The 13,698-nt window shown below is 60.5% G+C and carries 12 protein-coding genes; 4 read left to right on the top strand and 8 right to left on the bottom strand.

Annotated features, from left to right (window positions below):
- Window positions 1-7 precede the first annotated feature (7 nt).
- On the bottom strand, window positions 8-985 hold the full coding sequence (locus AC1RP7_RS16120; RefSeq protein WP_493182666.1) for an NAD-dependent epimerase: 978 nt from the start codon (window positions 983-985) through the stop codon (window positions 8-10).
- Between the two features lie 198 nt (window positions 986-1,183).
- The gene (locus AC1RP7_RS16115) at window positions 1,184-1,804 is read right to left on the bottom strand and encodes a cell wall hydrolase (RefSeq protein WP_493182664.1); all 621 of its coding nucleotides are present in this window, start codon (window positions 1,802-1,804) and stop codon (window positions 1,184-1,186) included.
- 142 nt (window positions 1,805-1,946) lie between these two features.
- Here AC1RP7_RS16115 and AC1RP7_RS16110 point away from each other — a divergent pair, with 142 nt between their 5' ends.
- Complete coding sequence (locus AC1RP7_RS16110; protein ID WP_493182662.1) at window positions 1,947-2,798, top strand: CAP domain-containing protein; 852 nt, start codon at window positions 1,947-1,949, stop codon at window positions 2,796-2,798.
- Window positions 2,799-2,859: 61 nt separating this feature from the next.
- Complete coding sequence (locus tag AC1RP7_RS16105; RefSeq protein WP_493182660.1) at window positions 2,860-3,585, top strand: hypothetical protein; 726 nt, start codon at window positions 2,860-2,862, stop codon at window positions 3,583-3,585.
- Window positions 3,586-4,017: 432 nt separating this feature from the next.
- On the opposite strand, the gene AC1RP7_RS16100 is transcribed toward AC1RP7_RS16105, so the two are convergent.
- The 4 genes from AC1RP7_RS16100 to AC1RP7_RS16085 form a co-directional block, all read right to left on the bottom strand.
- The gene (locus AC1RP7_RS16100) at window positions 4,018-4,167 is read right to left on the bottom strand and encodes a DUF2474 domain-containing protein (RefSeq protein ID WP_150814425.1); all 150 of its coding nucleotides are present in this window, start codon (window positions 4,165-4,167) and stop codon (window positions 4,018-4,020) included.
- The gene (cydB, locus tag AC1RP7_RS16095; RefSeq protein WP_489847747.1) at window positions 4,154-5,170 is read right to left on the bottom strand and encodes a cytochrome d ubiquinol oxidase subunit II; all 1,017 of its coding nucleotides are present in this window, start codon (window positions 5,168-5,170) and stop codon (window positions 4,154-4,156) included. The genes AC1RP7_RS16100 and cydB overlap by 14 nt, the downstream gene beginning before the upstream one ends.
- 17 nt (window positions 5,171-5,187) lie before the next feature.
- Window positions 5,188-6,609: a cytochrome ubiquinol oxidase subunit I gene (locus AC1RP7_RS16090; RefSeq protein WP_150814423.1), complete on the bottom strand. Its 1,422-nt coding sequence runs from the start codon at window positions 6,607-6,609 to the stop codon at window positions 5,188-5,190.
- A 120-nt stretch (window positions 6,610-6,729) separates the two neighbouring features.
- A complete protein-coding gene (locus tag AC1RP7_RS16085) occupies window positions 6,730-9,054 on the bottom strand; it encodes an FdhF/YdeP family oxidoreductase (protein WP_493182659.1) in 2,325 nt (774 codons plus the stop codon).
- Window positions 9,055-9,513: 459 nt separating this feature from the next.
- Between AC1RP7_RS16085 and moaA the strand changes: the two genes are divergently transcribed.
- Window positions 9,514-10,512 carry a GTP 3',8-cyclase MoaA gene (gene moaA / locus AC1RP7_RS16080; RefSeq protein WP_154908571.1) on the top strand — a complete coding sequence of 333 codons (999 nt, stop codon included), beginning with the start codon at window positions 9,514-9,516 and terminating at the stop codon, window positions 10,510-10,512.
- Window positions 10,513-10,517: 5 nt separating this feature from the next.
- On the top strand, window positions 10,518-11,417 hold the full coding sequence (locus AC1RP7_RS16075; protein WP_090456124.1) for a bestrophin family protein: 900 nt from the start codon (window positions 10,518-10,520) through the stop codon (window positions 11,415-11,417).
- A 263-nt stretch (window positions 11,418-11,680) separates the two neighbouring features.
- Here the strand turns inward: AC1RP7_RS16075 and AC1RP7_RS16070 are convergent, their stop codons facing one another.
- On the bottom strand, window positions 11,681-12,886 hold the full coding sequence (locus AC1RP7_RS16070) for a molybdopterin molybdotransferase MoeA (RefSeq protein ID WP_493182657.1): 1,206 nt from the start codon (window positions 12,884-12,886) through the stop codon (window positions 11,681-11,683).
- Complete coding sequence (gene moaB, locus AC1RP7_RS16065; protein ID WP_150814417.1) at window positions 12,883-13,422, bottom strand: molybdenum cofactor biosynthesis protein B; 540 nt, start codon at window positions 13,420-13,422, stop codon at window positions 12,883-12,885. The genes AC1RP7_RS16070 and moaB overlap by 4 nt, the downstream gene beginning before the upstream one ends.
- Between the last annotated feature and the right edge of the window lie 276 nt (window positions 13,423-13,698).

The following is a 13,698-nucleotide window of genomic DNA, read 5'->3' as shown; positions in this document are numbered from 1 at the left end:
GAACGCTTCAAATCTGATAGAACTGCCGATACCACTTCACGAATTCACCGACGCCGGTTTCCAGCGTCACCTGCGGGCTGAAACCCACCCAATCGGCCAGCGTCGAGACATCGGCCCAGGTCTTGACCACGTCACCGGCCTGCATTGGCAAGTAGTTGCGCCGGGCCTGCAGGTCCAGGGCTGATTCCAGGCACTCGACGAAATCCAGCAACGCCACCGGCATGCCGCGACCGATGTTGAAGAGCCGGTTGACCCCGGCGACAGAGCCTTCCGGCACCGGAGGCCTTGGCCGCAGTCGGGCGATCCCTTCGACAATGTCGTCGACAAAGGTGAAGTCGCGGTACATCTGCCCCTGGTTGTAGATGTCGATGGGCAGGCCTTTGAGGATGGCGTCGGTAAACTTGAACAGCGCCATATCCGGACGACCCCACGGGCCGTAGACGGTAAAGAAGCGCAGGCCACTGGCTTTCAGGCCATACAAATGGCAGTAACTTTCAGCCAGCAGTTCATTGGCGCGCTTGCTGGCGGCGTACAGCGAAACGGGATGATCGACAGGGTCCTCGACACTGAATGGCATCTTGCTGTTGGCGCCGTACACCGAACTGCTCGAGGCGTAGATCAGGTGCTCGGGGCGATGGTGCCGACAGGCTTCGAGCACATTGAGGAAACCCACCATGTTCGATTGCCCGTAGACATCCGGGTTGTCCAGCGAGTAACGCACCCCGGCCTGGGCCGCCAGGTGCACCACCTCGGTAAAAGCGTGTTGTTGAAACAGGCTCATCAGGGCAGGTTTATCGACGATGTCCATTTTCCGGAAGCGAAAACCCGGCAGAGTCTCCAGCACCTTGAGACGTGCGTGCTTGAGTTCCACGTCGTAATAGTCGTTGAGGTTATCGATACCAACGACCTCCTGACCCTCGCGGCACAGGCGCTGGACCGTATGAAAGCCGATGAAACCGGCCGCACCGGTGACCAGGACGGTCATGGGAAGCGCGCCGGCGACTGCGCCGCGATCGACGCGAGATGACTGATCCGGACCCTCGTCAACTTCATGTGTAGTCCCTGCTTATGGCTTCATTCGCGCACGGTTGCGTTATGAAGCTTATAAAACAGACACATTTCAGTTTGGATAACGCCTCGCGCCACCTCGAAAAAATAAAATATCCGGCCGAAAACACCGCGGTTATCTGGCCGATCCGCCATGGGGTTTGTAAAACCGGAACAAACCGATATCCACGGTCCTGATGTATTGCCTGGCCCAATCCGGCTTGACGGTACGATCATGGAAATACAGGGCACCCTGGGTGCGATCCGGCAGCTCCTTGTTCAGGGCCTTGCGCGCGATTTCCTTGGCCATCGCGTAAGGCACTTCTTCCTGGACCGAGTCGGACTTACCGTCGCACCACCAGGAAAACTGGCAACTCTTGGTTTCCGAACCCTGCTTGACCACTTTGCACACCGTGTCCGGAAAGCCCTCGTGGCCCAGGCGATTCATGACCACGTTGGCCACCGCCTCCATGTCGGCGGCGTCCTTGCCCTTGGCTTCCCAGTAAATGGACCGGGCCAGGCAGGTGATCGCATCGTCCAGCGGCGCGGCGCCGGCCGGGTCGACGGCCTGGACTTCTGACGGGGTAATGGCTTCTGCCTTGGGCGCTGGTGCCGGGTTGTTGCTCTCGGCGGCTTTCTGTTCCAACACCTCGGCCTTGTTCTCGGCCGATTCCTGTTTTTGCGCTTGATCCGCAGCGGATACCGGGCCGGCAAGCAACGTCAGGGCGAGGCAGGTGGCGATCCAGTCGAAGCGCATGGTCGGTGTCACTTGGTGAGTGGTTCAATTGAGTCTAGTAGTGAAATGATTTCGCCCACCCCACTACACTCTGGATAAATCCGTTGTCTTAGATGGGCCAACTTCGCGCATCATGGGCGCAATCTGCTCAAGGGGGATTTTCATGGGTTTCATTTCATCCGCAATGCGTTTGGCCGGTGTATCACTGGGCCTGGTATTCGCCGCCAACGCCGTGGCGGCCGACGAAGCGCAATTGATCGAATCGATCAACGTCTACCGTAGCCAACCGCAGCGCTGCGCAGGCCAGGCTTCATCGGAACTGCCACCCCTGTCGGCCGACCCGCGCCTGGTGCTGACCGCCCCGAACATCGGTAATCTGCAGCAGGCCATGGTCACTGCCGGTTATCCCATGAAGAATGTGCAGGCCATCAGCCTGTCCGGGCCTCGCGATGCCGCCTCGGCGATGAAGGCGATTCAGGAGAGCTTTTGCCAGATCGTCCTCGACCCGCAATTCGTCGATGTCGGCGTCAGCCGCCAGGACCGTGAATGGCGCATCGTGGTCGCACGGCCGTTGTTGAGCGCACGCCTGGGCGACGCGCAGGCCGAAGGCCAGAAGCTGCTCACCGAACTCAACGCCGCACGCACCCGACCACGCCAATGCGGCGCGCAATCCTTCGCCGCCGCGCCACCGCTGGCCTGGAACGCCACCCTGGCCACCGCCGCCGAAGGCAACTCCCGCTCCATGGCCAACAACAACTACTTCGATCACAAAGACCGCGATGGCCGCACCCCGGGCGACCGCGCGGAACTGGCCGGCTACGACTTCCAGCAGATCGGCGAAAACATCGCCGCCGGCCAAGACACCGCGCACAAGGTGGTCGAAGGCTGGCTGGCCAGCCCCGGCCATTGCGCCAACCTGATGAACCCACAGTTCCGCGAACTGGGCGCGGCTTACGCGACCGATCCGAAGAGCGATGCGGGGATTTACTGGACGGCGATGTTTGGGGCGCAGTAATGACAAGACTCTGAATGTGTCGCGGACGGGCCATCCAACGGGGCACCTGCAGGAGCGATGCTTGCTCGCGAAGGACGTCAACGATAAAGCGGGTTGTCTGAATGCCCGCGTTGTCCTGGCGTTTTTCGCGAGCAAGCTCGCTCCTACACGGAATCGAGCTCAATTGCGGGCAGGCAGGCCGATGGGGCAGATCAAAATCAAAAGCCCGAGCTACCTCGTACCTGTAGGAGCGAGCCTGCTCGCGATGGACGTCAACGATAACGCGGGTTGTCTGAAAGCCCGCGTTGTCCTGGCGTTTTTCGCGAGCAAGCTCGCTCCTACACGGAAACGAGCTCAATTGCGGGCAGGCAGGCCGATGGGGCAGATCAAAATCAACAGCCCGAGCTACCTCGTACCTGTAGGAGCGAGCCTGCTCGCGATGGACGTCAACGATAACGCGGGTTGTCTGAATGCCCGCGTTGTCCTGGCGTTTTTCGCGAGCAAGCTCGCTCCTACACGGAAACGAGCTCAATTGCGATCAGGCCGGCCGACGGGGCAGATCAAAATCAAAAGCCCCAGCTACCTCGTACCTGTAGGAGCGAGCCTGCTCGCGATGGACGTCAACGATAACGCGGGTTGTCTGCTTGATCGCGTTGTTCAGACGTTTTTCGCGAGCAAGCTCGCTCCTACACGGAAACGAGCTCAATTGCGATCGGGCAGGCAGGCCGATGGGGCAGATCGAGATCAAAAGCCAGAGCGACCTCGTACCTGTAGGAGCGAGCCTGCTCGCGATGGACGTCAACGATAACGCGGGTTGTCTGAATGCCCGCGTTGTTCAGACGTTTTTCGCGAGCAAGCTCGCTCCTACACGGAAACGAGCTCAATTGCGATCAGGCCGGCCGATAGGCCGCCTCGGGCGCTTTTGCGGTACACGCCCCCTCGTGAGGCCGAGTGGAGGTTCTGCGTAGTGGGCAACCCGGCATGGATGCCGGGTTAGCCGCCGCCGGCCATGGATGGCCGATGGCGGCGGGCCCACGGAGCAGGACCGGAGCGAGGGCATGCCGAGCCACAGCGAGGCACCGAACGTCAGGGGCAAGAGCCCTTGGTTACTTGGGGCTTTTCCAAGTGACCCGCTGTAAGAGCAGAACCATAGGTGGCCGTTACCGCAGGAATGGATATTCACCCAATCCAATCCATGCATACGCATCAACGTGAACTGGAACTCCTTAATGACTGGCCATCAGTGGCTACTCATCCCGGCCGCATGCATCAACATCCGCAATGCCCCCGCCACCACTCCCAACGCAACCACACTGCCCAGCCAGATCACCACCAGCCACCCAAGTCGCTTGTACCAAGGTGCCCGTTCACAAGAATCAATGGTAGCCATCGCCAATCCTCACTTTGCCGCGGAACACGTAGTAGCTCCAGACCGTGTACATCAGGATGATCGGCAGAATGAACAGCGCGCCGATCAGGATGAACAACTGGCTGGTTGGCGGTGACGCCGCTGCCCACAGGCTGATCGACGGCGGCACGATGTTCGGCCAGATGCTGAACGCCAGGCCGATGTAACCCAGGAACACCAGCATCAGGGTGAAGGCGAACGGCCAATGGGTGTGACGTTGGCGCAGGGTCCTGAGCAGGCCGAACATCGCCAGCAAAGCCAGCAGCGCCAGGCCTCCGAACACAGCCAGGTGCGCATGGGCAAACCAGCGCGTGGCGATTTCCGGATGGAGGATGGGCGTCCACACACAGATCACACCGATCACCGCCAACAGCAGCCAGGCCAGGGGCCGGGTGAACAAGCGCATCCGCGATTCGAGCATGCCTTCGGTCTTGACCAGCAACCAGGTGCTGCCGAGCAGCGCATAAGCGACGATCAGACCGACACCACAGAACAGCGGAAAGGGTGCCAGCCAGTCCAGCGAACCACCGGCGAACTGGCGATCGACCACCGGGATGCCGGCAATGTAAGTGCCGATCACCACGCCCTGGGAAAAGGTCGCCAGCAGCGAACCGCCGATGAACGCCATGTCCCAGATGTGACGTTTTTCAGGGCTGGCCTTGAAACGGAACTCGAACGCCACACCGCGAAAGATCAAGCCGCACAACATCAGGATCAGCGGCAGGTACAGCGCTTCCAGAATCACCGAATAGGCCAGCGGGAAAGCGCCATACAGCGCCGCGCCGCCCAGCACCAGCCAGGTCTCGTTGCCATCCCAGACCGGTGCCACGGTGTTCATCATCACATCGCGCTCCTTCGCATCCGGGATCAGCGGAAACAGAATGCCCAACCCCAGGTCGAAGCCGTCCATGATCACGTACATCATCACGCCGAAGGCGATGATCACGCCCCAGATCAGCGATAAATCGATACCTTGAATACCCATGACTCAACTCCCTTCCTTCAATTGACGCGGGCGTCGGTTTCGAGAATTTCAGCGTCGGCGGACAGCGGCCGGCGCGGTGTGACCAGCTGATCGGAGTGCCCGTCAACCGGATGCCCGTGATGGGGCTGCGGTCCTTTGCCGACCAGTTTCATCATGTAGCCGATGCCCACCGTGAACACCGAGAAATAGATCACCACGAACAGCGCCAGCGAGATGCTCAACTGCGCGACGCTGTGATTGGACGCGGCATCGGCGGTACGCAGCAGGCCATACACCACCCACGGCTGGCGCCCGACTTCGGTGGTGATCCACCCGGCCAGCATGGCGATCAGGCCACTTGGCCCCATCCACAACATCAGGCGCAGGAACCAGCGATTGCGGTAGATGGCGCCGCTGCGGCGCAGAGCCAGGCCGAGCACGCCGGCCAGCACCATCAACATGCCCAGCCCGGCCATGACGCGGAAACTCCAGAAGACCACCGTCGCATTGGGTCGGTCCTCTTTCGGGAAGCTCTTGAGCGCCGGGATCTGCTTGTCGAGGCTGTGGGTCAGGATCAGGCTGCCCAGGTACGGAATCTCGATGGCGTACCTGGTTTTCTCGGCCTGCATGTCGGGGATGCCGAACAGCACCAGGGGCGTGGCTTCGCTCCCGTTGTTTTCCCAGTGCCCTTCGATGGCAGCGATCTTCGCCGGTTGATGCTCCAGGGTGTTCAAGCCGTGGGCGTCACCGACCACCGCCTGGATCGGGCAGACGATCAAGGCCATCCACAACGCCATCGACAGCATCTTGCGCACTTGTTTGGTGTCGTTGCCGCGCAGCAGGTGCCACGCCGCCGACGAGCCGACAAAGAACGCGGTGGCCACGAAAGCGGCAATCGCCATGTGCGCCAGGCGGTACGGGAACGACGGGTTGAACACGATGGCCAGCCAGTCCAGCGGCATCACCCGACCGTCGACGATCTCGAAGCCCTGAGGCGTTTGCATCCAGCTGTTGGACGCAAGAATCCAGAAGGTCGAAATCAGGGTGCCGATGGCGACCATGACCGTCGAGAAGAAGTGCAAGCCGCGCCCTACCCGGTTCCAGCCAAACAGCATGACCCCGAGAAAACCGGCCTCAAGGAAGAACGCCGTGAGCACTTCATAGGTCAGCAACGGCCCGGTGATGCTGCCGGCGAAGTCGGAGAAACGGCTCCAGTTGGTGCCGAACTCGTAGGCCATGACCAGCCCCGAGACCACGCCCATGCCGAAATTGACGGCGAAGATCTTCGACCAGAAATGGTAGAGATCGCGGTAGGTGTCGTTGTGGGTCTTCAGCCAAAGCCCTTCGAGCACCGCCAGGAAACTGGCCAGCCCGATGGTGATGGCGGGAAAGATGATGTGGAACGAAACCGTGAACGCGAATTGAATGCGCGCCAGGTCCAGTGCCTCCAGGTTAAACATGTCGATATCCTCATTGCGGCTGAAAAACGGCGGCACACGGCCGGGCCACCGTCAGGCCGGAGGCCTGCAGCCAACACAAGTCGAAAGGGTTAGGTGAGCGGCACCGGGCCGCCCCCGGTGCTACGCGGCGGAAGTCGAAATCAGGTTGCTGGCCTTCGCCTGCTCCAGCCGGATGGCGATGAACTTGGAAGTCGGGGTGAAGGTGCGGTCACCGTAACTTTCCAGCGGCACCAGCGGGTTGGTCTCGGGGTAGTACGCCGCTGCCTGACCGGCCGGAATGTCGTAGGCGATCAGGGTGAAACCGCTGACCCGACGCTCGCGCTCGTCGTCCCACAGCGCCACCAGGTCGACCTTCTGCCCAGGCTCAAAACCCAGCCGGCGAATGTCCTGCTCGTTGGCGAACACCACGTCGCGCATGCCGTACACCCCGCGATAACGGTCATCCAGGCCATACAGCGTGGTGTTGTACTGATCGTGGGAGCGCATGGTCTGCAGAATCAGGTGTGGCTTGACCGTCAGGTTGCGCACGCCCTCGCTGATCAGGTGCTCCGGCAGCACGCTCGGAGTGAACTGGGCCTTGCCACTGGCGGTTTTCCAGATGCGCCTGGCCGCGTCGTTGGGCATGTGGAAACCGCCCGGATGCAGCAAGCGCTGGTTGAAATCTTCGAAGCCGGGAATGGTGTCGGCAATCATGTTGCGGATGCGGCCGTAGTCGCCGATGGCCCAGTTCCAGTCGATCGGATGCTTGCCCAGTGTCGCGGCGGCGATGCCGGCAATGATCGCAGGCTCGGAGCGCAGGTGTTTCGACTTCGGTTTCAGTTGACCGTGGGAGATGTGGATCATGCTGAAGGTGTCTTCCACGGTCACGCCTTGCGGCCCTTCGGCCTGGATATCGATGTCGGTGCGGCCCAGGCACGGCAGGATCAGCGCTTCACGGCCGGTGACCAGATGGCTGCGGTTAAGTTTGGTGGCGATGTGCACGGTGAGGTCGCATTTACGCAACGCGGCGTGGGTACGTGGCGTGTCGGGGGTGGCCTGGGCGAAATTGCCACCCAGGGCGATAAACACTTTCGAACGCCCCTGCTCCATCGCGCCAATCGCCATCACGGTGTTGTGGCCATGCTCGCGCGGTGGCTTGAAGGAGAAGCGTTTTTCCAGGGCATCGAGCAAATCGGTGGGTGCCAGTTCGTTGATGCCCATGGTGCGGTCGCCCTGCACGTTACTGTGACCGCGAACCGGTGACAGGCCTGCGCCGGGGCGGCCGACGTTGCCGCGCAGCAGCATCAGGTTGATGACTTCCTGCAGCGTCGGCACCGAGTGCGTGTGCTGGGTCAGGCCCATCGCCCAGCACATGATCACCCGCTTGGACCGGGCGTACATGCGGGCGGCGAGTTCGATGTCCGCCAATGGCATGCCCGACTGCTGCTCGATGTGCTCCCAACTGGTTGCGTCGACTTCGCCCAGGTAGGCGCCCATCCCCGAGGTGTGTTCGGCGATGAACTCATGGTCGAACACCGGTTCGCCGCCGCTGACCTGAGCTTCGCGCTCCCACTGCAGCAGGAACTTGACCATGCCGCGCATGACCGCCATGTCGCCACCCAGTGCCGGGCGGAAGTAGGCTGTGTTGGTCGGCTCGGAGCCGTTCAGCAGCATTTCGATCGGGTGCTGTGGGTGCTGGAAGCGCTCCAGCCCGCGCTCTTTGAGTGGGTTGATGCAGATCACCTGGGCACCGCGCTTGACCGCTTCGCGCAACGGTTCAAGCATCCGCGGGTGGTTGGTGCCGGGGTTCTGACCGATGACGAAAATCGCATCGGCATGTTCCAGGTCGTCGAACACCACGGTGCCTTTACCCACGCCGAGGCTTTCGATCATGCTCACCGCGCTGGCTTCGTGGCACATGTTGGAGCAGTCCGGAAAGTTGTTGGTACCGTAGGCCCGGACGAACAGCTGATAGAGAAAGGCGGCTTCGTTACTGGCTCGGCCCGAGGTATAGAACTCGGCCTGGTCCGGCGATTCCAGCGCGTTGAGGTGCCGGGCGATCAGCGCGAACGCTTCGTCCCAGGTGGTTTCCACGTAACGGTCGGTGGCCGCGTCATAGCGCATCGGGTGGGTCAGGCGGCCCTGATACTCCAGCCAGTAATCGCTCTGCTCGGCCAGCGCCGAGACACTGTATTTGTTGAAGAAGGCCGGGTCGACCAAACGGCCCGTGGCTTCCCAGTTAACCGCCTTGGCGCCGTTCTCGCAGAACTTGACCATGCCGTTTTCCGGCGACTCGCCCCAGGCACAACCGGGGCAATCGAACCCGCCGTTCTGGTTGGTCTTGAGCATGGCGCGAATATTCTTCAGCGCGTTTTCACTGCCCAGCCAGTTTTTGGTAACAGCAATCAGCGCGCCCCAACCAGCGGCGGCACCTTTGTAGGGTTTGTAGCGGTCGACTTGAGACATGGTACTTCTCCGTGACCTGATTCAGGCCATTGATCGTTTGACGGAGAAAGCATATGAATAGGGATTAATTATTGTCTAATCGCTATTTACGACCACATGATCGAGGATATTTATCATCGATATTTATTGTTGTTTATCAATAGCTTATAAGATCTAAACAGCCGTTAACGTTGCAACTTTATCCATCATAGATGTACTCGATCAACCGGTTACTAATAGTGATTGGACGGGCCGACAAGTTGCTCTTAGCCTGCGCACAACAAATCCGTTTTCAGCGCTCCTACACCTGCGCTCAATAAATCCGTTATCGGCGCAATATTTGTAGGAGCGAGCTCTGCTCGCGATGGACTCCAGAGCACCGCGTTCAGCCAGCAAGCACGCGTAATCGTTAACGACCATCGCGAGCAGAGCTCGCTCCTACACGGAACATTCATTCAATGCGTGCCAAGCGAGGGTGTCATGTCAGAACAAGTCTTGATCGATGGATTCTCCCGGCGCGTGGACTATCTGCGGATGTCGGTCACCGACCGCTGCGATTTCCGTTGCGTGTATTGCATGGCCGAGGACATGCAGTTTCTGCCCCGCCAACGGGTGCTGACCCTGGAAGAGATTTATCAACTTGCACAAAGCTTCGTGGCGCTGGGCACCCGCAAGATCCGCCTGACCGGTGGCGAGCCGCTGATCCGTCCGGGCGTGGTGCAGTTGTGCGAGAAGATCGCCGCCCTGCCCGGCCTGCGTGAACTGTGCATGACCACCAACGGTTCGCAGCTGGCCAAACTGGCCGGGCCGTTGTTCGAAGCCGGGGTCAAGCGTCTCAACATCAGCCTCGATTGCCTGGACCCGCAACGTTTTCGCGAACTGACCCGCACCGGTGACCTGGCGCAGGTGATCAAAGGCATCGACGCTGCCAACCAGGCGGGATTTCGCAACACCAAGCTCAATTGCGTGGTCATGAAAGGCCGCAACGACCATGAGATCAATGATCTGGTGAGCTTCGCCATCGACCGTAACCTCGACATCTCCTTCATCGAGGAAATGCCGTTGGGCACCATCGACGAGCACAGCCGCGCCGAATCGTTTTTCGCAAGTAGCCAGGTCCGCGAACGCATTGCCGAACGCTACACTTTGATTGATTCCGCCGAGTCGACCCAAGGGCCGTCGCGCTACTGGCGCCTGGCCGAGGCGCCGCAGATTCGCCTGGGGTTCATCTCACCCCACAGCCACAACTTTTGCGGCACCTGCAATCGGGTGCGGCTGACCGTGGAGGGACGTCTGCTGCTGTGCCTGGGCAATGAACACTCCGTGGATCTCAAGGCGGTCTTGCGCAGCCACCCCGGACAGCCCGAGCGCCTGGAAAAAGCCATTATCGAGGCGATGAAACTCAAGCCTTATCGACACAACTTCGAAGTGAACGACGATGTTCAGGTCATTCGCTTCATGAACATGACGGGCGGCTGAAACCCATGATCGTGAGACCCAAACCCAACCTGATCGGCGTGCTGACGTCCCTCAAGGGTTCGATTGCCAAACGCATCGCCTGGCGCAGCCTGATGGTGACACTGCTCGCCTCGGCCATCGTGCTCATCGAAACCTTGCATCCCAGCTACTTTTCCAAGGTCAGCGCCACGCCCTTCACGCTGCTGGGCTTGTCGTTGTCGATCTTCATGAGCTTTCGCAACAACGCCTGCTACGACCGCTGGTATGAAGCGCGCAAGGCCTGGGGCGATGTGATCGTGGAGATCCGCTCGATGATTCGTGAAACCCTGGTGATCAAGGACACCGCTGAGCGCCACACGATCCTCAGCAACCTCTGCGGCTTCGCCCATGCCCTCAACGCGCGCCTGCGCCAGGAAAACGAAATGGCCGCCAGTGGCGACTGGCTGCACCCGATGCCCAAGGGCAACACCACGGACATCAGCGGGCAGATACTGATGCAGGTCGGTCAACAGTGCTCGTCACTCAACGAATCCGGGGCGATCAACGACTGGCGCTACACGCTCATGGCCAACCATTTGACCAGCCTGACCCATGCCCAGGCCGTCTGTGAACGGATCAAGAACACCCCGTTACCCTTCCCCTACACCCTGCTGCTGCACCGCACCATCTACCTGTTCTGCATCCTCCTGCCGTTCGCCATGGCCGAACCCCTGGGCTGGCTGACACCGATTTTCACCGCGATTGTCAGCTACACCTTTTTCGGCCTGGATGCGATTGCCGATGAACTGGAAGACCCCTTCGGCCGCGACGAAAACGACCTGCCCACCGATGCCATCGTGCGCAATATCGAGCGCGATGTGCTGGCGGCCCTGGGTGTGACGGAACTGCCACCGCAACTGGAGCCTGTGGATTTTGTGTTGAACTGATACTCAAGAAACACACAAATTCTGTGGGAGCGAGCTTGCTCGCGATAGCGGTCTACCTGCCAACATCTCTGTTGGATTTGCCGGCCTCATCGCGAGCAAGCTCGCTCCCACAGGGATTGTGGCCGGTCGCAAGGTTGACATTCACTGAAGATCAAAACTGTGGGAGCGAGCTTGCTCGCGATAGCGGTCTGCCTGCCAACATCTCTGTTGGATTTGCCAGCCTCATCGCGAGCAAGCTCGCTCCCACAGTTTGTTTGCGGAATTCAGAACAGCTCGCTGAAGGGAATAAACCGCGCCGTGTCGCCCGCTTCCAGTGTGCAGCCTTCCGGCACTTCCACCAGCCCATCGGCCCAGGATGCGCCCAGCAACACGCCGGAACTCTGGTTCGGATAGAGCACCGCGCGACCGGCTTCGAGTTTCGCTCGCAGGTACTCGCGGCGGCTTCCGGGTTTGGGCCAGGCAAAGCCGACCCTGACCGGGAAGCTCAAAGGCTCGACGTCTTCGACCCCCTGAATCCGCAACAGATAAGCCCGGGCCAACAGACCGAAAGTGACCAACGCCGAGGTCGGATTGCCCGGCAGGCCAATCACCGGCACGCGGCCGAAGTGGCCCACGGTCAATGGCTTGCCGGGTTTGATCGAGAGTTTCCACAGCAACGGCTTGCCGCACTCGCGCAGTACCTGGCCGAGGCAGTCGGCGTCACCGGCGGACACGCCGCCCGTGCTGAGCATCAGGTCCGTCGTGTGTTGCAGTTGTTCGAGCTTGAGTCGCGTCTGGCGTGGCTCGTCGGGGAGAATGCCGGCCTCGATGACCTCGCAACCCAACGCATTCAACCAATGGCTCAACAATGTGCGGTTGCTGTTGTAGATGCTGCCGGGCTTGAGCGGTGTGCCCGGATCGACCAGTTCATCGCCGGTGGACAGCAACGCCACCCGTGGTCGCCGCACGACCTGCACATGGGTGCAGCCCTGCGCTGCCGCGACCGCCAGTTCGAATGGACCGAGGCGCTTGCCGGCGCGCAGCAGCACATCGCCGACGCGGTTCTCCTGACCTTGCGGGCGGATGTTGCTGCCGGCGCTCAATGGCTGCTTGAAGCGGATACGTCCGTCATCCAGTACTTGCGTGTTCTCCTGCATCTCCACGCCGTTGGCACCCGGCGGAACCGGGGCGCCGGTGAAGATGCGCGCGCAGGTTCCCGGTGCCAGTGCTTGGGGGGCGTGACCGGCAAATACCTGTTGCGACACGGTCAGCGGTGCCCCGTCCCAACCGTCGACATTCAGGGCATAGCCGTCCATGGCGCTGTTCGGCCACGGCGGCAGATCGAGGGTCGCCACCAGGTCATTGGCCAACACCCGTTGCCGTGCGGCACTGAGCGGCACCGCTTCACTGTCTTCAATCCACTGTGCCTCGGCCATTGTCAGCAACCGTTCGATGGCATCCTCCACCGGCATCAAGGGTGAATAGCTCATCCCCGCGTCCCGCAAGCCTGCATAGGCTTGAGATGCGGTACGAAATTGCACGGCCGGTGGCGCGCGTCGAGTTGCTCGGCGAGGATGCCTTCCCACGCGGTGCGGCAGGCGCCCGTGGAACCCGGCAGGCAGCAGACCAGCGTGCCATTGGCCAGCCCGGCCAATGCCCGGCTCTGCACCGTCGAGGTGCCGATGTCGAGGATCGAAATCGCCCGGAACAGCTCACCGAAGCCTTCGATCTGTTTATCCAGCAAACAGGCCACCGCCTCGGGTGTGCTGTCGCGGCCGGTAAACCCGGTGCCGCCCGTGATCAGCACCACCTGGATGCCGTCGTCGGCAATCCAGTTCGCCACCTGCGCGCGGATCTTGTACAGGTCGTCCTTGAGCAGGTTGCGCTCGCTGAGGGTGTGGCCGGCTTCCAGCAAACGACTGACGAGTAATTGGCCAGAAGTGTCATTGGCATATTCGCGGGTATCGCTAACAGTCAACACGGCAATATTCAGGGGTATAAACAATGCATCCGGTTTGACGCTCATGGGGTTCTCCGGCAGATATTGATTAAATGACTTCCGGAGACTAATTCGATAATTCAAGCCGTGTCTAATCACTCTAACCAACCAGACTATCGAGCCAATCTATCAATATAAAAAGACCAGAAACAACAGCAATGATAGAGCCCGTCGATAACACCTTAGATAGCAGTGATTGGACGCACACCGAAGACAATGAGATCGTCTCGGCTCACGATTTCTGCCTCGCCTTGTGTCTTGCGCGCCTGAGTCAATACTTAACCCTTCACTCCCCCGCCAGCA

The organism is Pseudomonas sp. GW822-FHT01E03, from assembly GCF_058802985.1.
Note: the sequence above shows the minus strand (reverse complement) of the source record. Positions and strands in the feature narration are given on the sequence as shown.

Coding starts and splice junctions, on each gene's coding strand:
- AC1RP7_RS16120 (WP_493182666.1), bottom strand. CDS start 985: ATGACCGTCCTGGTCACCGGTGCGGCCGGTTTCATCGGCTTTCATACG.
- AC1RP7_RS16115 (WP_493182664.1), bottom strand. CDS start 1,804: ATGCGCTTCGACTGGATCGCCACCTGCCTCGCCCTGACGTTGCTTGCC.
- AC1RP7_RS16110 (WP_493182662.1), top strand. CDS start 1,947: ATGGGTTTCATTTCATCCGCAATGCGTTTGGCCGGTGTATCACTGGGC.
- AC1RP7_RS16100 (WP_150814425.1), bottom strand. CDS start 4,167: ATGGCTACCATTGATTCTTGTGAACGGGCACCTTGGTACAAGCGACTT.
- cydB (WP_489847747.1), bottom strand. CDS start 5,170: ATGGGTATTCAAGGTATCGATTTATCGCTGATCTGGGGCGTGATCATC.
- AC1RP7_RS16090 (WP_150814423.1), bottom strand. CDS start 6,609: ATGTTTAACCTGGAGGCACTGGACCTGGCGCGCATTCAATTCGCGTTC.
- AC1RP7_RS16085 (WP_493182659.1), bottom strand. CDS start 9,054: ATGTCTCAAGTCGACCGCTACAAACCCTACAAAGGTGCCGCCGCTGGT.
- moaA (WP_154908571.1), top strand. CDS start 9,514: ATGTCAGAACAAGTCTTGATCGATGGATTCTCCCGGCGCGTGGACTAT.
- AC1RP7_RS16075 (WP_090456124.1), top strand. CDS start 10,518: ATGATCGTGAGACCCAAACCCAACCTGATCGGCGTGCTGACGTCCCTC.
- AC1RP7_RS16070 (WP_493182657.1), bottom strand. CDS start 12,886: ATGAGCTATTCACCCTTGATGCCGGTGGAGGATGCCATCGAACGGTTG.
- moaB (WP_150814417.1), bottom strand. CDS start 13,422: ATGAGCGTCAAACCGGATGCATTGTTTATACCCCTGAATATTGCCGTG.